21 protein-coding genes are annotated in these 21,853 nt (G+C 63.7%); 12 read left to right on the top strand and 9 right to left on the bottom strand.

The features are described from left to right. Window positions 1–21: 21 nt before the first annotated feature. From U9J39_RS24620 to U9J39_RS24630, 3 genes are read right to left on the bottom strand one after another with little or no spacing between them, the layout of a single operon-like run. Window positions 22–1,674, bottom strand: coding sequence for an ABC transporter ATP-binding protein (locus tag U9J39_RS24620; RefSeq protein WP_115709233.1), 1,653 nt, complete (start codon window positions 1,672–1,674; stop codon window positions 22–24). After that, entirely contained in the window at window positions 1,674–2,558 is an 885-nt protein-coding gene (locus U9J39_RS24625) for an ABC transporter permease (RefSeq protein ID WP_115709235.1), read from the bottom strand. The genes U9J39_RS24620 and U9J39_RS24625 overlap by 1 nt, the downstream gene beginning before the upstream one ends. Window positions 2,559–2,588: 30 nt before the next feature. Further along, window positions 2,589–3,545: an ABC transporter permease gene (locus U9J39_RS24630; protein ID WP_115709237.1), complete on the bottom strand. Its 957-nt coding sequence runs from the start codon at window positions 3,543–3,545 to the stop codon at window positions 2,589–2,591. Between the two features lie 475 nt (window positions 3,546–4,020). On the opposite strand from U9J39_RS24630, the gene U9J39_RS24635 reads away from it, so the two are divergent. Together U9J39_RS24635 and U9J39_RS24640 are read left to right on the top strand one after the other, a co-directional pair. Beyond that, window positions 4,021–4,989, top strand: a complete 969-nt coding sequence (locus U9J39_RS24635; protein WP_240991253.1) for a GNAT family N-acetyltransferase — start codon at window positions 4,021–4,023, stop codon at window positions 4,987–4,989. Window positions 4,990–5,188: 199 nt separating this feature from the next. Then, on the top strand, window positions 5,189–5,683 hold the full coding sequence (locus U9J39_RS24640; protein WP_111519868.1) for an Lrp/AsnC family transcriptional regulator: 495 nt from the start codon (window positions 5,189–5,191) through the stop codon (window positions 5,681–5,683). Here U9J39_RS24640 and U9J39_RS24645 read toward each other — a convergent pair. Next, window positions 5,647–6,075, bottom strand: coding sequence for a helix-turn-helix domain-containing protein (locus tag U9J39_RS24645; RefSeq protein ID WP_116312473.1), 429 nt, complete (start codon window positions 6,073–6,075; stop codon window positions 5,647–5,649). The two genes, U9J39_RS24640 and U9J39_RS24645, sit on opposite strands and share 37 nt — an antisense overlap. A 300-nt stretch (window positions 6,076–6,375) precedes the next feature. On the opposite strand from U9J39_RS24645, the gene U9J39_RS24650 reads away from it, so the two are divergent. The 3 genes from U9J39_RS24650 (at window position 6,376) to U9J39_RS24660 (ending at window position 10,570) form a co-directional block, all read left to right on the top strand. Beyond that, window positions 6,376–7,257 carry an HpcH/HpaI aldolase/citrate lyase family protein gene (locus U9J39_RS24650; protein WP_240991254.1) on the top strand — a complete coding sequence of 294 codons (882 nt, stop codon included), beginning with the start codon at window positions 6,376–6,378 and terminating at the stop codon, window positions 7,255–7,257. Window positions 7,258–7,672: 415 nt separating this feature from the next. Next, window positions 7,673–9,136, top strand: coding sequence for an aldehyde dehydrogenase family protein (locus U9J39_RS24655; protein WP_326348335.1), 1,464 nt, complete (start codon window positions 7,673–7,675; stop codon window positions 9,134–9,136). Between the two features lie 108 nt (window positions 9,137–9,244). Continuing rightward, window positions 9,245–10,570 (top strand): NAD(P)/FAD-dependent oxidoreductase, encoded by a 1,326-nt coding sequence (locus U9J39_RS24660; RefSeq protein WP_115706757.1) that lies wholly within the window; start codon window positions 9,245–9,247, stop codon window positions 10,568–10,570. A 101-nt stretch (window positions 10,571–10,671) separates the two neighbouring features. Here U9J39_RS24660 and U9J39_RS24665 read toward each other — a convergent pair whose 3' ends face one another. Both U9J39_RS24665 and U9J39_RS24670 read right to left on the bottom strand, forming a co-directional pair. Then, window positions 10,672–11,967 carry an NAD(P)/FAD-dependent oxidoreductase gene (locus tag U9J39_RS24665; RefSeq protein ID WP_326348336.1) on the bottom strand — a complete coding sequence of 432 codons (1,296 nt, stop codon included), beginning with the start codon at window positions 11,965–11,967 and terminating at the stop codon, window positions 10,672–10,674. 37 nt (window positions 11,968–12,004) lie between these two features. Beyond that, window positions 12,005–12,877, bottom strand: a complete 873-nt coding sequence (locus U9J39_RS24670; RefSeq protein WP_326348337.1) for a hypothetical protein — start codon at window positions 12,875–12,877, stop codon at window positions 12,005–12,007. Here U9J39_RS24670 and U9J39_RS24675 point away from each other — a divergent pair. The 4 genes from U9J39_RS24675 (at window position 12,788) to U9J39_RS24690 (ending at window position 17,597) form a co-directional block, all read left to right on the top strand. Further along, window positions 12,788–13,780, top strand: coding sequence for a LysR family transcriptional regulator (locus tag U9J39_RS24675; RefSeq protein ID WP_115709248.1), 993 nt, complete (start codon window positions 12,788–12,790; stop codon window positions 13,778–13,780). The genes U9J39_RS24670 and U9J39_RS24675 overlap by 90 nt on opposite strands. A 338-nt stretch (window positions 13,781–14,118) precedes the next feature. Then, on the top strand, window positions 14,119–14,787 hold the full coding sequence (locus tag U9J39_RS24680) for a haloacid dehalogenase type II (protein WP_115706761.1): 669 nt from the start codon (window positions 14,119–14,121) through the stop codon (window positions 14,785–14,787). Window positions 14,788–14,903: 116 nt separating this feature from the next. Then, the gene (locus U9J39_RS24685) at window positions 14,904–16,661 is read left to right on the top strand and encodes a dihydroxy-acid dehydratase (RefSeq protein ID WP_326348338.1); all 1,758 of its coding nucleotides are present in this window, start codon (window positions 14,904–14,906) and stop codon (window positions 16,659–16,661) included. 9 nt (window positions 16,662–16,670) lie between these two features. Next, window positions 16,671–17,597: a 2-hydroxyacid dehydrogenase gene (locus U9J39_RS24690; protein ID WP_326348339.1), complete on the top strand. Its 927-nt coding sequence runs from the start codon at window positions 16,671–16,673 to the stop codon at window positions 17,595–17,597. A gap of 46 nt (window positions 17,598–17,643) precedes the next feature. On the opposite strand, the gene pdxR is transcribed toward U9J39_RS24690, so the two are convergent. Continuing rightward, window positions 17,644–19,059: a MocR-like pyridoxine biosynthesis transcription factor PdxR gene (gene pdxR, locus U9J39_RS24695; protein ID WP_116312480.1), complete on the bottom strand. Its 1,416-nt coding sequence runs from the start codon at window positions 19,057–19,059 to the stop codon at window positions 17,644–17,646. Window positions 19,060–19,146: 87 nt separating this feature from the next. Between pdxR and U9J39_RS24700 the strand changes: the two genes are divergently transcribed. Beyond that, window positions 19,147–19,563, top strand: coding sequence for a cupin domain-containing protein (locus U9J39_RS24700; protein WP_115709258.1), 417 nt, complete (start codon window positions 19,147–19,149; stop codon window positions 19,561–19,563). Between the two features lie 9 nt (window positions 19,564–19,572). Further along, on the top strand, window positions 19,573–20,028 hold the full coding sequence (locus tag U9J39_RS24705) for a carboxymuconolactone decarboxylase family protein (RefSeq protein WP_326348340.1): 456 nt from the start codon (window positions 19,573–19,575) through the stop codon (window positions 20,026–20,028). Between the two features lie 368 nt (window positions 20,029–20,396). Here the strand turns inward: U9J39_RS24705 and U9J39_RS24710 are convergent, their stop codons facing one another. Next, on the bottom strand, window positions 20,397–20,882 hold the full coding sequence (locus U9J39_RS24710) for a DUF6130 family protein (RefSeq protein ID WP_115709266.1): 486 nt from the start codon (window positions 20,880–20,882) through the stop codon (window positions 20,397–20,399). 275 nt (window positions 20,883–21,157) lie between these two features. On the opposite strand from U9J39_RS24710, the gene U9J39_RS24715 reads away from it, so the two are divergent. Then, on the top strand, window positions 21,158–21,559 hold the full coding sequence (locus tag U9J39_RS24715; RefSeq protein WP_116312483.1) for a cupin domain-containing protein: 402 nt from the start codon (window positions 21,158–21,160) through the stop codon (window positions 21,557–21,559). A 75-nt stretch (window positions 21,560–21,634) separates the two neighbouring features. Here U9J39_RS24715 and U9J39_RS24720 read toward each other — a convergent pair. Continuing rightward, on the bottom strand, window positions 21,635–21,853 hold a 219-nt coding region (locus tag U9J39_RS24720), incomplete at its 5' end, for an amino acid permease C-terminal domain-containing protein (protein WP_326348342.1).

Raw genomic sequence — 21,853 nt, forward strand, 5'->3', positions numbered from 1 at the left:
AAAAATCTCCGTGAGGAAGAGTCAAGCGGCACTGCGCACGCCTTGTGCCGCGCGCGCGCCTTCGATATGCAGGTCGACTTCGTCGATCCAGCCGCGGCGCAGCTCCGGCACGGAGCGGGCGAGCAGCGTGAAATAAGGATGATGAGGTCCGCGTTCGTAGTCCTCGTGCGCGACCTGCGTGACCTTGCGGCCATGCTGCATCACCACGATCTCGTCGCAGATGGCGCGCACGGTATGCAGGTCATGGCTGATGAACAGATACGAGACGCCCAGTTCCTTGCGCAGTTCTGCCATCAGGTCAAGGATCGCCGCACCGACCACGGTGTCCAGGGCGGACGTAATCTCGTCGCAAAGGATCAATTCAGGCTCGGCCGCCAGGGCGCGCGCCAGATTCACACGTTGCTTTTGCCCGCCCGACAGGCCGCCGGGCAGGCGTTGGGCCACGCCGGCCGGCAGGCGCACCAGGTCAAGCAGTTGACGAATGCGAGCGCGTTGGGCTTCGCCGCGCAGTCCATGGAAGAACTGCAACGGGCGCGCCAGGATATCCTCGATCGTGCGAGCCGGATTGAGCGCGGTGTCGGCCATCTGGAATACGATCTGGATACGGCGCAGTTCTTCGCGGCTGCGCTGCGCGACGGTCGGCTTCAACGAATGGCCGTTGAACACGATGCTGCCATGGCAGGGGGCGACCAGCCCGGCAACGGCCCGCGCGAGCGTGGTCTTGCCGGAGCCGGACTCGCCGATGACGCCGATTGCTTGTCCACGGTACAGCTTCAGATCCACGCCCTCAAGGATCTTCGAGGCGGGTTGGCCGTGCGCGTCAAGCTCGCCATAGCCGGCCGACAGGTCGCGGACCTCGAGAAGCAGGGGACTCTTGTCCGGATCGACGGGTGCCCCGGGGCGCTCGGCGGGCTTGGCGGCGGCGAGCAGGCAACGGGTGTAGTCGTCCGCCGGCTGGTACAGGATCTGGTCCGTCTCGCCCAGTTCGCGCATCTTGCCGTCGCGCAGCACCAGGATATGGTCCGCGACCTGGGCCACCACGGCCAGGTCATGGCTGACATAGACCGCGGTGGTACGGCGTTCCTGCACGGCGCGGCGGAATACGCGCAGCACTTCCACCTGCGTGGTGACGTCCAGGGCAGTGGTCGGCTCGTCGAGGATCACAAGGTCGGGATCGGTGATCAGCGCCATCGCGGCCATCAGCCGCTGCAGCTGGCCGCCGGATACCTGGTGCGGATAACGCTCACCGATCGATTCCGGATCCGGCAGTGCCAGTTCGCGGAACAGCGCCACGGCTTTCGCTTCGGCAGCGTCGCGGTCCATGAGGCGATGGATCAACGCTGGCTCGACAACCTGGTCCATGATGGTGCGGGAGGGGTTGAACGACGCTGCCGCACTTTGCGCAATGTACGTGATCTCGCGCCCGCGCAACCGGCGTTGTTCGCCCGCAGGCAGGCGAAGCACGTCATGGTGCCCGACCCGGATGTCGCCGGAAATCTCGCAGCCGTGGCGTGCATAGCCCATTAGCGCCAGCGCGGTGGTGGTCTTGCCGGAGCCGGACTCGCCGATCAGGGCGAGCACTTTGCCAGGCTCAATTTCAAAGTCGACCCGGTCGACCAGCGTCGCGGGCCCGGCGGTAATGCGGAGGTTGCTGACCTTGACAGACGTGCCCATTACTTGGCTCCATTGCGTGCCGAGCGACCCGGCAGGTTGTCGATGACGAGGTTGACGGCAAGGGTCAGGCTGGCAATGGCCAGGGCCGGCGCCACCACGGCCATGCTGCCCTCGGACAGCGCGCCGATGTTCTCGCGTACCAGCGAACCCCAGTCGGCATCGGGAGGCTGGATACCCAGGCCAAGGAAGCTCAGGCTGGCGAGCAGCAGCACGACGTAGACGAAGCGCAGGCCCAGGTCGGCCAGCATCGGGCCGATGATGTTGGGCAGGATTTCCTGGCGCATGATGTAGGCCGTACCTTCACCGCGAGTGCGGGCGACGGTCACATAATCCATGGCATTGATGTTTACCGCCAGCGAACGGGCAATGCGATAGGCGCCCGGAACGTAGATGATCGCTGCCGTGATGGCAAGCATCCAGACCGACGAGCCGAAGGCCGCGACCATGATCAGCGCGAACATCTTGCTTGGAATGGCCGTGAGCGTGTCGAGGCCGCGGCTCATGCAGGCATCGATCCAGCGGCCGCTGACCGTTGCCAGCAACGCCAGCGTAATGCCGATGCCGCTTGCGCACAGCGTGGATACCAGCGCCACGCATACGGTATAGCGCGCACCCAGGATCACCCGGGTCAGCATATCTCGCCCCAGGTAATCGGTACCCAGCCAGTGCTGCGCGCTGATCGGCCCGAAGACCTGGATCTCGCCAGTGGGCGAGCCGTCCGCGTTGATCAGAATCGGGCCAAGCACGGCGGCAAGCAGCCAGCCAAGCAGAATCAGGCAGCCGATCCAGGCGGTGAAGCCCATGCGGGGCAGGCGAAAACGTCGACAGCTCTTGCCGACGGTGCTCGCTGCGGCGGTGGCTTGCGTATTGGAAGTGGTGGACATGAGTAGCGGCTCCAGCATGCGTTCAGGGCATCAACGATGACGCAGACGCGGGTTAGCGACGATGCCGCATACATCGGCAAGCGTGACGAGAGTCAGGAACGCGGCGCAGAAAATCATGGCGCAAACCTGGACAACGGGCATGTCACGCTGGGCAACGCTGTCCACCATCAGCTTGGCGATTCCCGGATAGTTGAAAATGGTCTCGACGATGATGACGCCGCCAAGCAGGTAGGAAAGGCTCAGGGCGACCGCATTGGCGATCGGGCCGATGGCATTAGGCAGCGCATGGAACAGCACCATGCGGGTGGGGGAGGCGCCTTTGAGCCGCACCATTTCGATGTACGGCGCATTGAGCTGATCGATCACCGCGGCCCGTGTCATGCGGAGCATTTGTGCAACGATCACACAGCAGAGGGTCAGCACCGGCATGGCCAGGGAACGCAGCACCTTGTCCCAGGGTTCGTTGTTGCCGATATACGCAAGGGCAGGCAGCCAGCGAAGCTGTACCGCGAACAGCAAGACCGCCAGAGTGGCGATCAGGAATTCCGGCACGGACACCACGGCTACGGCACCGAGGCTGACGCTGCGGTCGAACCAGGTTCCGCGGTAGACCGCCGCCAGGATGCCAAGACCCAGCGCGACCGGGACCGAGATCAGTGCGGTCAGCCCTGCCAGCAGCAGCGAATTCGGTAGACGGCTGCCGATGGCTTCCGAAACGGGCATGCGCGTGACGAGGGACTCGCCTGCATTGCCCGCAAGCATGCCGCCCAGCCATTGGGCGTAGCGGACGGGCGCTGGCGCGTCGAGCCCCATCTGTGTGCGCAGCGCCGCCAGCGCTTCGGGCGTGGCGTCCTGGCCGAGCTGCTCCTGGGCGGCATCGCCGGGTAATACCGCGGTGATCGCGAATACGATGGCCGAGACGGCCAGCAATGAGATCAGCGCCAGTCCGACGCGCCGCGCCAGCAGACGCAGGATGAACAGGTTCACGGTGTCTCCTTTCATGGTTGATATTTATTGCTGCAAGCGACGGTGCCGCGGACTGTGCAGCCGGACCTGGCGGTACCGCGCACCGGCTTCAGTGCGTGATACCTCGTGCCCCGGGGGCGCGGCCCGGCGCAGACATCGCTCAATGCGGGCTCCGGGTGCTCAAAGTTCCCTGAACGGTGTCTTGCCAGACATGGCGCCAATGCGATGGGGCCGCTGCAGTGCAGGCTTCATCGTGGGGCTCGACCGCGGCCGCGCTGCCTATAAGGTGTCGGGTCGGCTTGCTTGCGCGCTACGTTGCATCTCCCTGACATTGAAGCATGTGCGACCAAGGGCTTTGTGGGGTATTCCGCGCCATGGCAGTCAAAGCTGCGGTTTCCTACAGGCGCTTTGGCATTGCGTGCCACGCGCACTTCCGATGGGCAATGTGCACCGCAACATCCTTCGGGAATACCCTAGGCGATGCATCATTTGGTGCATGGTCGACGCAGCAACTTTTTCCTATCCGGAGCCGGTGGTTCATCGCATGATCTACGCTACCAATTCGTCTGGCGACACCCATACCGCAATGAACTCCGCCAAGCATCCTCTGCATGCCACCGAACTGCTACCCGTGATTCGACCGATGGTCCTGGCAGACTTGCCTGTCGCGCTCTCTCTTTCTGAAGGGGAACGGTGGCCGCATCGTCCGAGCGACTGGAAGACGCTGTTCTCCATGGGCGAGGGTCGAGTGGCCGAGGTCGATGGCGCCGTGGTGGGCGTAGGCATGCGCTGGCTCTGGGGCGAGCATGCTGCGACGGTTGGCCTGGTCGTCGTCAACTCCGATTTCCGAGAGCGCGGCATCGGCCGCAAGCTCCTGGAAGCATTGTGTGCGGGTCTGGATCGGCGCACCGTGCTGCTTCACGCCGCCGGCACCATTCACCGCTTCTATGGAAGCATGGGCTTCGAACGGATCGGCGAAATTCGCCAGTACGAGGGCAAGGCCGTACAGCCACCCTTGATGGCGCTGCCTGAGAACAGTCGTCTGCGCCCCGGCGGTCGCAATGACATGCAGCTGCTGGTCGGGATGGACGAGCGCGCAGGAGGCGCGGTGCGCGAAAGATTAATCCAGACCTGGCTGCGCCATGCCATCGGCACCGTGGTGCTGGACCATCCCGACGGTCCACGGGGCTTTGCGATCCTGCGGCGCTTCGGTCGCGGTGCGACTATCGGCCCGGTGGTCGCCCCTTGCCCCATGGCGGCCAAGGCAATGATTGCGCACCTGGCGGGACTGGTCACCGGGCGCACGCTGCGGCTCGACGTACAGGCCCATGGGGAACTCGAGGACTGGCTTCCCGGGCTGGGTCTGGCCAGCGTCGCAGATGCAACCGTTCTGCGCCGGGGCACGCCACCTTCTCCTGCCAATCCGCTTCTTTCATTCGCGCTCGCCGATAAGGCGATCGGGTAGTGGGTGAGCCAAAAAGTATGCAAGCGCGCACATGTTGCGGCGTCGCTGAAGCACTGTGTGCGACGTATAGTCAACAGCCCGTCGACCCGCGTCGTTTACGCAGGAATCCTCGCTCGGCTGGCGTCTCCGGGCGCGCCCCGGTTGCCCTGACCGGGGCATATGAAGACAATGTGATTCAGTCATCCTGCCTTGAAAGACTATGTCCGCCCCCATCAAACTTGACCGGCTTGACCTCCGCATCCTTGCCCAGCTGCAAAAGAACGGACGCATGACCAATGTGGACCTTGCCGACGCCGTAGGCCTTTCCGCCAGTCCTTGCCTGATACGGGTCAAGCGCCTGGAGCAGGCCGGCTATATCGGCGGGTATAGCGCGCAAATCCGCATGGACAAGCTCGGTGACATCCTTACGGTGTTCACCGAGATCACGCTGGAGGACCATCATCGCGAAGATTTCGCGCGCTTTGAAAAAGCCGTGTATGCGATCGACGAGATCGTCGAATGCCATCTGGTCAGCGGTGGCTATGACTACTTGCTCAAGTTCATCACCCGTGGTGTCAACCATTACCAGGAGCTGATGGAAAGTCTGCTGGAGCGCAATATCGGCATTGAAAAGTACTTCAGCTTTATCGTCATCAAGTCGCCATTCATCAAGACTCACTATCCGATTGAACGGTTGTTTCCGCTGGCAACCTGAGGCATCGGGACTCGGCGAGCGTGAGCGGCGCCGGCAGATGCGGTTTTCATCGCCGTTTGAAACTGCCGTGGTGTCATGCCGCATTGGCTTTTCAGGCAGCGCGTCAGATGGCTCTGATCATAGAAGCCGCACTCGTGCGCAGCCAATGCCGGAGGGTGGCCCTGCCCAAGCAGACACTGCGCGCGATGAATGCGCTTCAGGTAGATGTAGCGATGCGGGGTTACCCCGAGCGTCAGCCGAAATACGGTGACGAAGCGCCCGACACTCAATCGGGATAGCTGTGCCAGCAAAGGCAGCCGCAATGGTTCGCCCAGGTGACGATGGATGTACTTTAGCGCGGCGTCGAGACGAGGATGAGCGTGTTCGTCTGAAGAGGGGGCGTCGGCGTGCATCAGGGGGCGGAGGCAAGGTCAGGATCGTGCCATCCAGCATAAGAGCACCATCGCCGTGCAAGACGCTGATTTTGACGCTACCGCCAAGAGCAAATTGCGAACTGTATTGCCCGAAACGCAGAAACTGCGGTACCGGCGAGTCTGGCGGGCGTGCGCGGAGCCCCCAAGAGGGGATGATTTGCGACCGCCTGGACGATGGGGGCGGACGTCGGCTCGCGGTGATACGAGACCAGTTGGGGCCGGACGGGCGCCGATCCGGAACGCCAAAGGAATTGAAAGCCAGACTTTATGCATAAATTCATGTCACAACATTTGCGTTCCTTGCTATTCGTGCCTGCTGATAGTGAAAGAAAACTCACCGCCTCGCTCAAGGCAGGTGCCGATGGCCTGGTCTTTGATTTGGAAGATGCTGTCCCGGAGCATGGTAAAGACGAGGCCCGCCTGAAGCTGGCGGGCTTTCTTGCCGAGCATCGGCTTTCGATAGACGCACAAGTGCTGGTGCGAGTCAATGGGCTGGCATCCGGGCGTATTCTTCACGATCTGGCCGCAGTATTGCCGTATCAGCCCGATGCGATCGTTCTTCCAAAGTGCCGGGGGATCGAAGATGTCCATCGTCTGTGCGATTTTCTTGCCGCGCTCGAGCATGTGTTGCTCGATGGCGCGTGGGAGACGGGCATTGTCGCCATGGCCACGGAATCATCGGAAGGTGTATTTGGCCTGTCGTCGTACCGGAATGCGCCGATGCGTCTGCGCGCCTTGATGTGGGGCGTCGAGGACCTGGCGGCCGATCTGGGCATTCGCTCGCCCCATCAGGGAAGGGAGCTTGCCTCGCCATTCTCGGTGGCACGAACGATGTGTCTGTTAGCTGCTGCGCAGGCAGGTATAGACGCCATTGATGCGGTCAGTACAAACCTGTCGCACAACTTCGAGATCGGCCATGAGGCGGCCCTTGCCCGGCGCGACGGCTTTGCCGCGAAGGCGGCAGCCCATCCGTCCCATATTGCCGCAATCAATGAAGCTTTCATGCCTCATGCGGAAGAAATACAGTGGGCGAGACAAGTCATCGAAGCATTTTCCAGAGTCGGGGCCTCCGGCGTTGCCAGGCTTGGCAATGCGATGATTGACCGCCCGCATCTGCGCTTGGCCCATCGCATTCTTTGTCGAGCGGAGGGGGCGGACTGATTGCCGCGACTTGGCCTTGCCGGCATTCGTATCGCGTGGTCGACATCAAGCCGATGAACGAGGAAGCGCATCGACCGGCATCGCCCAGAACTGGGTGAGGCTTGACTAACTCGATGCGGGCGGCCAGAAGATGCGCATCCTGCACGCCATTCGCCCGCTCGGCACGGCATGCTGGCAGCGTGTCATAAAACAGCAGCTTCGTGATGATCAGCCGTGCGTTTCGCGACAAGCGCATGGCGGCTCTATGTTGCAATGACAGTGACCGAAAAGTTCACTCATTCGCTACCTCAGCGAGACATAGAAGCGCCACTGCCATGAAACTCAATACGTACTGGATCGCTGTCCCAGCCGCGAGCACGCCGCCCGACCTGGATGGTTCCATGCATCGGAAGGGCTTGTGCAAAGGACAGCTCTGATGAAACCCGCCATCATCGAGCGCCTGACCAGCGCAGGTCATCTGGACCGCATCTTCATCGACGGCGAGTGGGTTCACCCTGCAGGGCAAGCCCGGGCGGCCGTCACCGACCCGTCGACCGAAGATGTGGTTGCGGAGATCGCCCTGGGCAGCAGGCAAGACGTCGCCGCCGCCGTGGCGGCTGCCAGAGCCGCCTTTGCCGGGTGGTCCGTCACCTCCATACAGAGCCGGGCGGCGCTTCTCGACCGTGTGCACAAGCTCATCCTCGAGCGGGCCGAGTTGTTCGCCGAGGCAATCTCGCTGGAGATGGGCGCTGCCATCAGCGTGGCGCGCAGCGCGCAGGTGCCGGCCGGGGCAGCGCACATCCGGGTGGCCTGCGACGTCATGAGTCGTTATCCCTTTGTCTCGGACCGGGACGGCGTCACGATCGCGCGTGAAGCCATTGGCGTGTGTGGCCTCATCACGCCATGGAACTGGCCGCTCTATCAGATCACTGCGAAGGTAGGTCCTGCGCTGGCGGCAGGATGCACCGTGGTGCTGAAGCCGAGCGAGCTGTCACCCTTCAGCGCCTTGCTGTTCGCGCAGGTGATGCAGGACGCGGGCGCTCCTGCGGGCGTGTTCAACCTTGTGAACGGCGAAGGGCCGGAAGTCGGTGCCGCGCTGGCGGAACACCCGGACGTGGACATGATCTCGATCACGGGCTCTACCCGTGCGGGTGTTCTGGTCGCGCAGGCGGCGGCCATAACGGTCAAGCGAGTAGCGCAGGAACTGGGTGGCAAGTCCCCCAACGTCATCCTGCCGGATGCGGACCTCGCGCGAGCCGTGCCGGCGGGTGTGGCGGCGGCCTTCCGCAACGTCGGCCAATCCTGCAGCGCACCGACGCGCATGATCGTGCCGCGCGAACGCCTGGCCGAAGTGGAGCAGATCGCCCGCGACGCGGTTGCCCGCCTGGTGGTCGGCGACCCGCGCTCCGTACAGACCACGCACGGCCCGGTGGCGAACCGCGCGCAGTTCAACCGTGTGCAAGACATGATCGGCGTCGGCATTGCCGAGGGCGCGCGGCTAGTCTGCGGCGGCCCCGGCCGCCCGGCCGGCCTGGAGCGCGGGTTCTACGTACGGCCGACGATCTTCTCGGACGTGCATCCAAAAATGCGCATCGCTCAGGAAGAAATCTTCGGACCGGTGCTTTCGATCATTGCCTATGACAGCGTCGACGAAGCCGTGGCGATCGCCAACGACACGATCTACGGTCTGGGCGCCCATGTGCAGGGCCGGGATCTCGACGCGGCGCGAGCCGTGGCTGCGCGGATCCGCGCCGGCCAGGTGCATATCAACTATCCGGCATGGAATGCCCACGCTCCCTTCGGCGGGTATAAGCACTCGGGGAATGGTCGCGAATACGGGTTGGAAGGCCTGGAAGAGTATCTCGAAACCAAGGCCATCCTTGAACACGACGACGAATAGCCGGCATGAAGGCCGCCATGATGTTGCCGGCCGGCGGAGCGCAGGGCGTGTCGCCGAGTTCAACCTGAAACAAACCATGCAAGACAAATAATGCGAGGAGATCGATCCATGTCCCAGCCCTTGCGTCTCATCGAGAGTTCCTCTTCCCTGCCGACCCATGCCGACGCGGTGGTGATCGGCGGTGGCATCATCGGCGTTTTTGCTGCGTACTACCTGGCCCGGCGCGGCCTTTCGGTTACCGTAGTGGAAAAGGGCCGCATCGGCGCCGAGCAATCGAGCCGCAACTGGGGCTGGTGCCGCCAACAGAACCGTGACGCGCGTGAATTGCCAATGGCCTCCAGGAGCCTCGAACTGTGGGAGCGGTTTGCCGAGGACACCGGCGAAGACACGGGTTTCCGCAGATGTGGTTTGCTTTACCTCAGCAACGACGAGGACGAGATTGCACGCTGGGCCAGATGGCGGGACTTCGCCAGAACTGCCGGCGTGACCACCCACATGTTGAGCGGCAGCGAGGCCAGCGAACGGGGTCGGGATACCGGCCGCGCATGGAAGGGGGGTGTGTTCTCGCCCAGTGACGGTACGGCCGATCCAGCCAAGGCAGCTCCGTCGGTGGCTGCCGCGCTCATGAAGCTCGGCGGCACCGTGCTGCAGAATTGCGCCGCACGGGGCATTGAGCTTGAGGGCGGCCGCGTCAGCGGCGTCGTCACCGAAGCGGGGACCATCAAAACCCGCGTCGCGGTGTACGCTGGCGGCGCGTGGGCGTCTTCGTTCTGCCGCCAACTGGGCATTCGCTTTCCCCAGGCTACCGTTCGCCAGTCCATCGTCCGGGTGTCCGGGGTGGCCGCGCATCTCCCTGACGCGCTGCACACCGCGCGCGTGTCCATCACCCGCCGCAGCGATGGCAGCTACAACCTTGCCATCAGCGGGCGCGGACGCGTGGACCCGACGGCCCAACTGATGCGCTTCGCGCCGCAGTTCCTGCCCATGTTTGCCAAGCGCTGGCGTAACGTGTTTCCAGGCGGAATGGAGGGTATCCGCGCAGGCCACGAAACACTCGCGCGGTGGCGACTGGATGCACCGACCCCCATGGAGCGGACGCGGATACTCGACCCCAAGGCCGACGCGGGGGCTGTCAGGCAAACCTATCGTCGTGCGGTCGAACTGATGCCTGCACTGGGACAGACCGGCATCGCCAATGCCTGGGCCGGCTTTGTGGACAACACGCCTGACGGTGTGCCCGGGATTGGCGAAGTGCCGGAAATCCCCGGTTTCATCCTGGCGGCGGGCTTCTCCGGACATGGGTTCGGCATCGGCCCCGGAGCTGGCCACTTGATTGCCGACCTGGTGACCGGTGCCGAGCCGATCTTCGATCCTGCCCCGTACAACCCGGCGCGCTTCAAGCACTCGGCCTGGGGCAAAGTGGCCGACTTCTGACGGTGCACTCAGAGTTTCGACGACCAGGCCAGGCCGTGAACTGGCATGGCTGAGCTTCGCTCAGCCATGCCTCAATGCGCGCCTGCATTGGAACGTGCACTTCAATCGAGCCGATAACCCGCCCCCAGCAGCCGCTCCAGACGCTGGGACAGTGCCATCGCGGCGGTTCGCGCAAAACCCTGCACCGACAGCACGTGACGTCGGTAGATGACACGGTGCACCAGCTTTGCCAGCGTGCCCTGTACCTGCCAGCCGTCGCCGGCGCCGGGCGCGAGCAGATGGCACAGCGCCATGTCGTCCGCCAACGAGATCACCGAACCCCGATCGCGAAACGTAAACCCGGCTACGGACTTGCCAGCGAGCACGCGTGGCAAGGCCCTGGCCAGGTAAATGGCCTGCTGATGCGCAACCTGTGCTCGCGTGGGAAGCTCTGCTTGTTGCCCAGCCGGGCGGAAGCTCGCGCAATCACCCAGGGCATAAATATGCTCGTCCTCCAGGCTCTGGAGCGTATCTCGCACCCGGACGCGCCCGTTGCGGGTGACCTGCAGGCCGATGTTCGACAGCACAGGCGCCACCGTGACGCCGGCGGTCCATACGGTCACGTCCGCGGCAATGGGGGCGGCATCCGCGATATGCAGGCAGTCGGGGCGGACCTCGGTGACGCGCGTGTTCAGCAGGATCTCGATACCCTGCGCCTGCAGCTCGGCGGTAGTCCTCTCGGCGAGGCGACGATCCATGCCCGGCAGAATGTTTCCGGAAGCTTCGACAAGCCGTACATCGGTGCCGTGGTCCGGATCGAGGGAATGGATGCCATACTGGCTCAGCACGCGCGACATCTGCCTCACCTGGGCAGCCAGTTGCACCCCGGTCGCTCCCGCACCGACGATGGCAACGCTGGCCCGCGCCGGACGGTCGGCCGCTGTGGCCTGCGACGACACGCGGCGCAGCGCATCCACGATGCGGGTCCGCGTACGCTCTGCACCTGCCACGCTGTCCAGCGCCAGCGCGTGCTCGCTCGCCCCCGGAACACCAAAGTACTGTGTGGTCCCGCCGATCGCCAACACCAAGGTGTCGTAGGCCAGCGTTGTCGCTTGCATGTCGCCATCATTTCCGGATGCCGTGATCTCCAGCGTGCGATTGTCGCGATCCAGCGAGGTGAACTCGCCTTGCACGAAGCGGAAACCGTAGCGGCGCGCCTGGAGGGCGAAGGACGTGTGGTGGATGTACGGTGCGAGCTTTCCCGTGGCGACTTCGTGCAGCAGGGGCTTCCACAGGTGTGTCCGATAGCGGTCCACCAGGACAATGTTGGCCAGACCGCGCTTGCCCAGTTGCTTGCCCAGCCGGGCTGCCAGCTGAAGGCCGGCGGTTCCGCCGCCGATAATGACGATCGTCTTCATTCCATCCCTCCGTATGCGTTGGTGGTGCCACGCCGGCTCATGCCGGGGCGGTCAATGTTCCTGGGCGCGTGTAGCGCGACGGCTGGCCCGGTGCGCCTTGCGTGAAGCGCATCTCGATGTCGTCGAACGATGGCCACGACGCGGCGGGCGCGTCGGAAAGGAAGGTTGCTCCATCGTCCTGCCGGCAGGACATGCCATGGTGCAGCCGCATCAGCGGCATGCCGAGTGCGGCCGCGGCGCAGGCCTCGCCGGCATCTGCAGCGATGACCAACGCGCGGTCGGAAGGCACGTCGACGGCATGGAGCACCAGCCGCAGCAGGTCCGCGGGGCCATCGCCGCGGCCCAGCGAATCCGCCGTGGCGGTCACGGTAAAGCGATCGGCGGGCTGGTCATAGCGGTCGAGCAGGGCGCTCAGCATGCGGGACGACATCATCGTCACGATGGCAAGCCTGGCTCCGGCTTGCTCGGCTTCGCGCATCAGCTGCTCGGTTTGCCGGCGCACGGATAGTTTCGCGCTCGCTCCCGCCTGGACGAACGCCTCCTGATACGCCGCGCTGAAGTCTGCGCCAATTGCGCTGGCAGGCGCCGCTTCCGCCCGGGCCTGGGTGGCCGCTGCCAAGCCGGCTGCATGTTGCGCCTCGGTCTGGAACAGTACATGGTCGGCGGAAACAATCAGCAATTCGATCGACATGGTGGACTCCTGGATGGTTAGGCCGAACGCGAAAAGGGTAGGGCGGATCTGGTCTTGACGTTTGCACTGTACGCGGGAAAACTCATATTGAATAATTGAGAAACAAAGCCGACCGATAGGTTTTCTTGTATGAATAAGACCACTACCTTCCGACAGCTCAATGCGATCGACGCGGTAGCGCGCCTTGGCGGCGTATCCCGCGCCGCCGAGGAGCTGCATCTGACCCAGCCCACGGTATCGCTGCAATTGCGACTGCTCGAAGAAGCTACGGGCACGCCGCTGGTGCAGCGGTCTGGCCGCGGCTTGCTGATGACGCCCGCCGGGGAAGTGATGGCAGGCTACGCCAGCCAGATTCTCAAGCTATGGCGCGATGCGGTGGAGGAGGTGGCTGCCTTGCGCGGCGGCATTGCCGGGACCCTTCGCGTCGGCGCGATCACCACCGCTGAGTATTTGCTTCCGCAGATGCTGGTGGCGTTCACCCAATGCAATCCGGAGGTGAAGATCGTGCTACGGGTCGGCAACCGGGAAGAGATCGTCCGCATGCTGGGAATGCACGAGATCGACCTTGCCATCATCGGCCGCCCGCCTTCCGAGCTCAGGACGAATGCGGTGACCTTTGCCAAGCATCCGATGGCCTTCATTGCCGCGCCTGACCACCCATTGATGTCACGGCGGCACAACACGTTGCACGATCTGCTGGCGGAAAACCTGCTGATCCGCGAACGCGGCTCAGGCACACGCGATACCGTCGAACGCTTGTTCCGCGAGGCGGGGCTGCGCTTGCCGCATGGATCCGAGCTGTCCAGCAATGCCGCAATCAAGCGCATGGTCTCCGCAGGGCTTGGCATCGCGTTTCTGTCGCTGCATGCCTGCACGCTGGAGTTTCAAGCGGGACTGATCGGCGTGTTGCCGCTGGCAGGAAATCCGGTGGAGCGCGACTGGTATGTAGCGCACCTGCCGGCGGTCCGCCTGCCGCCGGCGGCGTCGGCATTCCGGGCATTCCTGGTTGAGAACGGGCCTGAGGAGATCCATCGGCAACTCGAATCGTTCGATGGCATTCTCAAGCGGCTGCACCAGTCCGAACGTCGGCGAGCAAAGCTGAGGGGGAGCGCGCAGAAATAGGCCGGCACAATCCCGGCCCTCCGCTCTGAGGAAAGGCGAGAAGCTGTGTCAGCGCGCCGTCAGCGAGTCCTTTGGTGAGTCCATTGGCGAGAGCGCTTTCACGTTGGGATCGCGCCGCCTCCTCCTGATAAATCGCGGCGCAGCCAGCCTGGGCCAGGGCGATCGAGCTTATTGGGGGGGGCGTTCCGCAGAGTCTGCCAAGGGGGGCTCGAAGAATCGTTTTTTGTATCGAGTGGCTCGAACTTTCAACGTCATATGCGGTTTTCACCGTGCTGTAATGAAGTCGTGGTGCTGCGACGTATCACCGCATTTATCAACGGACTTTCAGGACTGCCCAAATGAGCTTCATGCGCCCTAAATACCTCACCTTCGACTGTTACGGCACGCTGACCAATTTTCAGATGGGTCCGCTGACCCGCGAGCTGTTCGCCGATCGCGTTGCCCCTGAGCAGATGGACCAGTTCGTCAAGGATTTCGCTGCTTATCGCCTGGATCAGGTGATGGGAGACTGGCGTCCTTATGACGAGATCCTCGATACCGCCATTTCGCGCGTGTGCAAGCGCTGGGGCGTGGAATATCGCGGCGAAGGGCAGCTTTACTACAACGCCGTGCCGACCTGGGGCCCGCATCCCGACGTGACCGCCGGCCTGGCGAAGATCGCCGACAAGATCCCGCTGGTGATCTTCTCTAACGCGATGGACGCACAGATCATGTCCAACGTCGACAAGCTGGGCGTGCCCTTCCACAAGGTATTCACCGCCCAACAGGCCCAGGCCTACAAGCCGCGCCTGCAGGCCTTCGAATACATGCTCGACAACCTCGGTTGCGGTCCGGAAGACGTGCTGCACGTTTCTTCGAGCTTCCGCTACGACCTGATGCCGGCTGAAGACATGAAGATCAAGAACAAGGCCTTCGTCGCCCGTGGTCATGAACAGCCGGGTAACGCTTGCTACAACTACCGCCAGATCGCTGACATCGGCGGGCTGGCCGGTCTGGTCGGCCTCTGATCAGCAATCGTCGCACCGCCTCGGCAAGAGGCGGTGCGACGTCATGCCGTAATCCCCGGCATGCGGTAACTCTGCCTTATCGAATTTTCCCGAACAGTGGTCCACAAGGTGATCGCATGAGCGATAACGAAACAAAGAATGGTCGGCCGCTACGCAGCGCGCGCTGGTTTCGCAAGAATGATCTGCCTGGCTTCGTGCATCGTTCGACCTTGTCGGCCGCCGGCTGGAGCCGCGAAGACCTGATGGAGCGCCCCGTCGTGGGCATTCTCAATACCTGGTCCGATATCAACCCGTGCAATCTCAATCTACGCACCCTTGCCGAAGAGGCAAGAGTCGGGATTCTCGAGGCAGGCGGTATCCCGTTCGAGGTGCCGTTGATGTCGATCAGCGAGAACATCATCAAGCCGACCTCCTTCCCCTTTCGCAACCTGCTGGCGATGGAGGCCGAGGAGACCATTCGCGGCTATCCCTTCGATGCGGTGGTGCTGCTCGCCGGCTGTGACAAGACGCAGCCGGCACTGCTGATGGGGGCCGCCAGCGCTGGCGTTCCGTTCATATTCCTTGCCAGCGGCCCGGCCACGCCCCGCTCGGCGAGTGGCGGAAATCTGGCGAACGCTACCGGTGTCTGGCGTCTGGTCGACCAACTGCGTGCAGGAGAACTCTCGGAAGGCGATTTCGCCGCGTTCGAGCGAAGCGTGATGGGGACGGCCGGCCACTGTGCAGAAATGGGTACCGCTTCTTCGATGGCGGTCATCTGCGAGGCACTGGGTGTGTCGCTGCCCGGTAGCAGCCTGGTGCCGGCGGTCGACCGGCGTCGTCATCAGCTCGCCCGCGAGGTGGGGCGTCGTAGCGTGCGCATGGCCGCCGATGGCAGCCCGCGCCCGAGCGAGGTTCTCGACGCGAGAGCCTTTGACAATGCCATTACCCTGCTGTGCGCGGTGGGTGGGTCGACCAACGTCATCATCCACCTGCTAGCGCTCGCCGGCCGCGTCGACGTACCGCTGACTCTGGAGCGCTTCGACGAGATCGCCAGGCGCGTGCCTCTGATCGCCAACGTCCAGCCCGCCGGTGAACACCTGACTGAGCGACTGATGGCCGCTGGGGGCGTACCGGCCCTGCTCAAGACCCTCGAGCCCTTGCTGCATCTCGATGCGCGCACCGTCGACGGTCGCACGGTCGGCACGATTCTCGAGACGGCGGAAGTCTTCGATAGCGATGTGATCCGGCCGCTGGACAATCCGGTCAAGCCTGGCGAGGCGATGGTCGTGGTCAAAGGCAACCTGGCGCCGGACGGTGCGGTGATGAAGACCTGTGCGGCGAATCCCAAGCTGTTCCGCCATCGCGGCCCGGCGGTGGTGTTCGAAGACGTACAGACGATCGCCGACCAGATCGATAACCCTGAACTCGGCATCGACGAGAACAGCGTGCTCATTCTGCGCAATGCCGGGCCCGTGGGCGCGGCGATGCCGGAGTGGGGCATGCTGCCCCTGCCGCGCCATCTGATGGAGCGCGGCGTGCGCGACATGCTCCGCATCTCCGATGCGCGAATGAGCGGCACCGCCTATGGTGCCGCCGTGCTGCATGTTTCTCCCGAGGCTGCGATCGGTGGTCCGCTGGCTCTGGTGCGTGACGGCGACATCATCGAGCTCGACGTCGCCGCGCGGCGACTGGAACTCTGCGTCGAACCGGATGAACTCGAACGTCGGCGCCAGGCATGGCAGGCGCCGCCGTCCCAGCACGTGCGTGGCTACCGCAATCTATATAACCAACACATCGAGCAGGCTCATCTGGGCTGCGACTTTGATTTTCTCCGTGGCGCCAACGCGGACACCCTTCCCGAGGGGCTGTTCGATGGCTGGGTAGGCGGCTGGTAGGACCCTGGCATGAGTATTCTTTATCGATCAGATTCCGCTCGCGCTGCAGCTTGGGCGCGCTACTTCGCCGAGCACGCACCCGACCTCGACTTTCGGGTCTGGCCCGATGCCGGCGACCTCGCCGAGGTCGAATACCTGATCGCCTGGCAGGCACCCGCCGAGCTCATCGCCAGGCTGCCTCGGCTGAAGGTGTTCTTCTCCTCCGGAGCCGGTGTCGATCATGTCGATTTTTCCGCACTGCCCGAGCACGTTCCCATTGTCAGGATGGTCGAGCCAGGGATTATCAACGGCATGGTGGAATATGTCAGCCTGGCCGTTCTGGCGCTGCATCGCGACTTCTTCGACTACGTGGCGGCGAAGGCGGCGCGCATCTGGGATCCGTTGGAGGTACCGCCTGCCTCGGCCCGCACGGTCGGCGTGATGGGCATGGGCGCGTTGGGGTGTGCCGTGCTGGAGCGACTGGCGAGCTACGGCTTCAACCTGCGCGGATGGAACCGCTCCGTGCGTGAGATCGAGGGCGTGGAGAGCTTCGCCGGCCCGGATCAGTTGCAACCCTTTCTCGCAGGGTGCGACATGCTGATCTGCCTGTTGCCGCTCACCCCGGCCACCAGGGGCATCCTGAATCGCGAACTGTTTTCGCTGCTGCCTGCCGGTGCGGCGCTGATCAATGTCGGGCGCGGTCCGCATCTGGTCGATGCGGATCTGCTCGAGGCCTTGGATTCGGGTCGGCTATCGCGCGCGATTCTCGACGTGACCGAGCCTGAGCCCCTGCCTGCGGAGCATCCTTTCTGGACCCATCCGCGGGTATTTCTGACGCCCCATGTGGCGAGCATGACCCAGCCCGAATCGGCTGCGCCGATCCTGCTGGAAAACGTTCGTCGACATCAGCGGGGTGAGCCGCTCGCGGACGTTATCGACCGCTATCGCGGCTATTGAAGTTAGCGGCCCTTGCATGGGTCAGGACGAATGCGGTGGCAGTCAATTACGAGAATTTGCGGATCAGTTGCTGCAAGCGGTCGCAGGCAGCGGGAACCTGGTGCTCAATCGCCGTCGCGACACCAAGCAGCAGGCCGGACCGTTGCGTGGAAGCAGAGCAGAACCAGCCCGATAACGGTGCGGGCGCCAGCCCGTAGGCATAGGCTTCCCGGGCGATCCTCTGGTCGTCGGCGCCGTCCGGCAGTCTCACCACTACGGCGAGGCCTGCCGCATAGGCCTGGAATTCCCTGGCGTTGAGCGCAGCCAGAAGCGCATCGCTGCGGGCTGCGTAAATGCGTTTCATGCGCCGCAGGTGCCGCAGATAGTGTCCATCGCGCATAAACTCGGCGGTCGCCATTTGCACCGCCGGCCCTGGCGCGGAAGCGAGGCAGGCGACGACTTCTTCGAAGCGCGATACCAGGACAGGCGGCACGACCACGAAGCCGAGCCGCAGCGTGGGGCTGAGTGTCTTGCTGAAGGACCCGATATGGATGACCCGCCCGGCCCGATCCTGCGATGCCAGTGCGGGAGCCGCGCGACGCCTGAGCTGGAGTTCGCCAAGGTAGTCGTCCTCGATGATCCATGCACCCGCGCGGCTGGCCCACTCGAGCAGTTGCACGCGGCGACCGAGTGAGAGAGTCGGGCCCAGGGGCGCCTGCTGACCCGCCGTAACCAGCGCCACCGCGGCATCCGGTGCATGTGCCTGGCCGTAGCCGACATCGATGCCGTTTTCATCCACCGGGATGGGAACGGTCGTGAGCCGGGACAATGCCATGGCTCTGCGACTGGGAAGAAATCCCGGATTCTCGACCCAGGCTTGCCGGCCCTCGGCCTGGATCACCCGCAGCGTGACACCGAGCGCGCCGGTAAAGCCCGCGGTGATGAAGACCTGCGAGGGCTGGCAGTCCATCGCCCGGGACAATGCCAGGTGCGCCGCGATCTCTCTGCGGAGTTCATGCTCGCCGCGCGGATCCGGGTAGGTCGCCGGCGCCTCCACCTCGTCACGTGCCGCCCGCGATCGCAGCCGTGCGAACAAGGGGGCAGGGAAGCAGTCCGATGCCGGCACGCCCATCTGGAACACTGCCGGGCCCGGCAGAAAGTGCTGGTACAGCTCCGAGCGCAAATCGGTTTCGAGCGAACGCGCCTGTTCCGCGTGGGGCCTTGCGGCTCCGGCGTGGTCGGAAACCCTGGTGCCGCCGGCGCGCGATGAAACCACCAGTTGCGCATCGGACAGCCGCTCGTAGGCGGTCCTGACAGTGCCTCGCGCCACGCCAAGCTGGGCAGCGAGGTCGATCCACGACGGCAACCTGGCGCCTGGAACCAGCACGCCACTCTCGATCGCGCCGGTGATGCCGAGCCGTATCTGCTCCGCCAGTGAGGTTCTGGACGCACGGTCCAGCTTCAGGTCGAGGATGCTGGTCATCGCCGCTGGTACATTCAAAAATCGTGTTTTTGGTTCTTTTTTGTGAACCAGATGGGGTGCATGATTCTAGCCTCCAAGGAGCCAAACATGAAACTGCAACGCATTCTTCTCTCCCTGCTGGCGGCAACGGGCATCGCCTTTACCGGGGTCGCAGCGGCGCACGGCGCCGGTGACACGGTGAAGCCCAATTTCTCGAAGGAGATCCCCAATATCCCGGGCAAGTCGCTCGTCGCCGTCGAGGTCTTTTATCCGCCCGGTGGTGCATCGCTGCCGCACACCCATGCCAGGTCGTCGTTCATCTATGCCTACGTCGTTTCGGGCAGCATCGCCAGCAAGGTGAACGACGAGCCGGAACGAGTCTACAAGGCGGGCGAGAGTTTCTTCGAGAATCCGGGCTCCCGCCATCCGGTGAGCCGCAATGCGAGCAAGACCAGGCCGGCAAAGCTGCTGGCCGTGTTCGTAGTCGATACGGCCGACCAGGAACTGACCATCTACGACAACTAGGAGTTTGAAATGAGACTGGACTACACCAAGGTATCGGCGGGCGGCGTCAAGGCATTTGGCGGCGTATACGGCTATGTCATGCAATCGGGCCTGGAAGACGTCCTGGCCGACCTGGTCTATCTGCGCGTAAGCCAGATCAATGGGTGCGCGTATTGCCTCGACATGCATACGCGCGACCTGATCAAGAAGGGCGTTACGCCGGCAAAGCTCGCGCTTGTGCAGGCCTGGCAGGAAGCGGGGCCGTTGTTCAGCGAACGCGAGCAGGCGGCGCTGGCCTGGACGGAATCCGTCACCCGCGTCGCCGACACCCATGTGCCCGACGAAGATTTTCGACAGGCCGCGGCGGTGTTCAGCGAAAAGGAACTCGCCGACCTCACCATGGCCATCGGGCTGATGAATGCCTATAATCGGCTCGCCATCAGCTTCCGCCGTGCCCCCGAATCTGCCCTCGCTGCTGCAGCCTGAAGCGGTCGGGTCCCGAAAACCGGGCGGATCTCGATGCCATCGCGGGAGCCACCAACGTGCAATCGACATCCCCAGATAGCGTGCCGGGCAATGACGCGGGACGCATGACCCTGAAGCCTACGCGGACCGGATCCCAGATGGTGGTCTTGGCTGCTCCAGAAGACGAATGGAAGAGCGCCTATCGCTTGGTGTGAACGTTAGACCGTTCCGGATACGGGTGGTAGACCACAAAAATCAGACACCTCATCCCATACCTGGATCACTGCCCTGCGCGCTCTTCGCATCGACTGGCGATGTTTCCGCTTACACGCAGTCGCGCGCTAGCCGATTGGCACGCCGGGACCGCTGGCAGACAGGCAAGAGTCCACTCAATGCCGGTGGGAACCAGACGCGGATGCCGGCGCCGAGCCCGAGGCCTTGACGTCAGGCACCGTGACGGTGACCACCTCGGTGGCGAGGATCTTGTGGCCGGGGTCGGCCAGCTCCAGGCGCAGCCTGTGCGGCCCCGGCGTGAGGCCGACCACGATGATCGGATCCTCGCTCGTATGTGCCCAGGTGCCAGGAGTATCGTCAACCGTCACGTGCAAGTGCCCGATGCGAGGCGAGATCCCGGCGGCGGCATTGCCGAATATCGGCATGACGCGGAAATTCTCGGTGCGAAACTGGACGATGACTACGCCGCGCGCGAGCGGCTCCGGCAGCGCCGCATAGGGCAGCAACTTTGGTGCGGGTTCGCTGCCGAGGGGAAGAATGGCAGGCGGGCGGATGGCGTCTTGTGCAGGTTGCGCGGAGACACTCGCGCAGAACGCGGCTGCAATGCCGGCGGCTGAAAGGGACTTGACGATAGGGTGCATGGCGTTTTCCTTTGATGCGGAGGGTTGCCTCCACACGCACATCCAGGTCGGATGTGACGGGCGATTTCAGGATAGGCCTTGCATCTGAACACGCCGCCGCGGCGGGCTGTCGGCAGTTTTGTATGACAACGTAGCGGCACAACTGGCTGATACGAACAAATACATTAGGTGCCGCGGTTCGCTACAGCCGGGATACATCCGCATCGTTCAATGCTGCTTATGCAACGTATATCGCTGCTTGCATATATCCCAACCCGAACTCAGGACACGCCCAAATGAATCTCGCCAAGTTTGCAACCGCCGCCATGACCGTAGCCTGCCTTGCCGCAACGTTCCACCACGCCCACGCACAAGCACCGGGGATCCATCGGGCCGACCTGGTCAGCCATGAACTCAGCGTCGCGGGCAAGGAAGGCATTCAGGTGCGCGTGGATTTTGAACCGGGCGCGTTCGCGCCCAGGCACGCACACCCGGGTGAGGAGATCGCTCACGTGCTGCAGGGCAGCCTTGAGTATCAGCTTGGCGATCAGCGGCCGGTGACGCTGAAGGCAGGGGAATCGCTGTTCATCCCGGCAGGCATGCCGCATTCAGCACGGAATGTTGGCGGCGGCCTGGCATCGGAATTGGCAACCTATATCGTCACGAAGGGTTCGCCGCTGGTTGTGCCCGCGAAATAGGGTTTCCGGCCGCTGACCAGGAGGGGGTGGAAGACTTGTGATTCCACGGGTCGTTTCACCACCCCGTATTGGCCTCTACCTGGCGGCGCTGTGCAGCACGGCATTGCGCCGCGCATAGGCGAAGTAGATCACCAGCCCCAACGCCAGCCACACCAGGAAGGCGACCCAGGTCAGCGCCTGCAGGTGCGCCATCAGAAACAGGCAGAAGCCGATCGACAGCAGCGGCACCACCGGCACGCCCGGGCAGCGGAACGCGCGCGGCAGCTCGGGCCGGGTCTTGCGCAGCACCAGCAC

This window comes from Cupriavidus sp. SS-3 (assembly GCF_035818815.1).
In the GTDB taxonomy this organism is placed as follows: domain Bacteria; phylum Pseudomonadota; class Gammaproteobacteria; order Burkholderiales; family Burkholderiaceae; genus Cupriavidus; species Cupriavidus taiwanensis_C.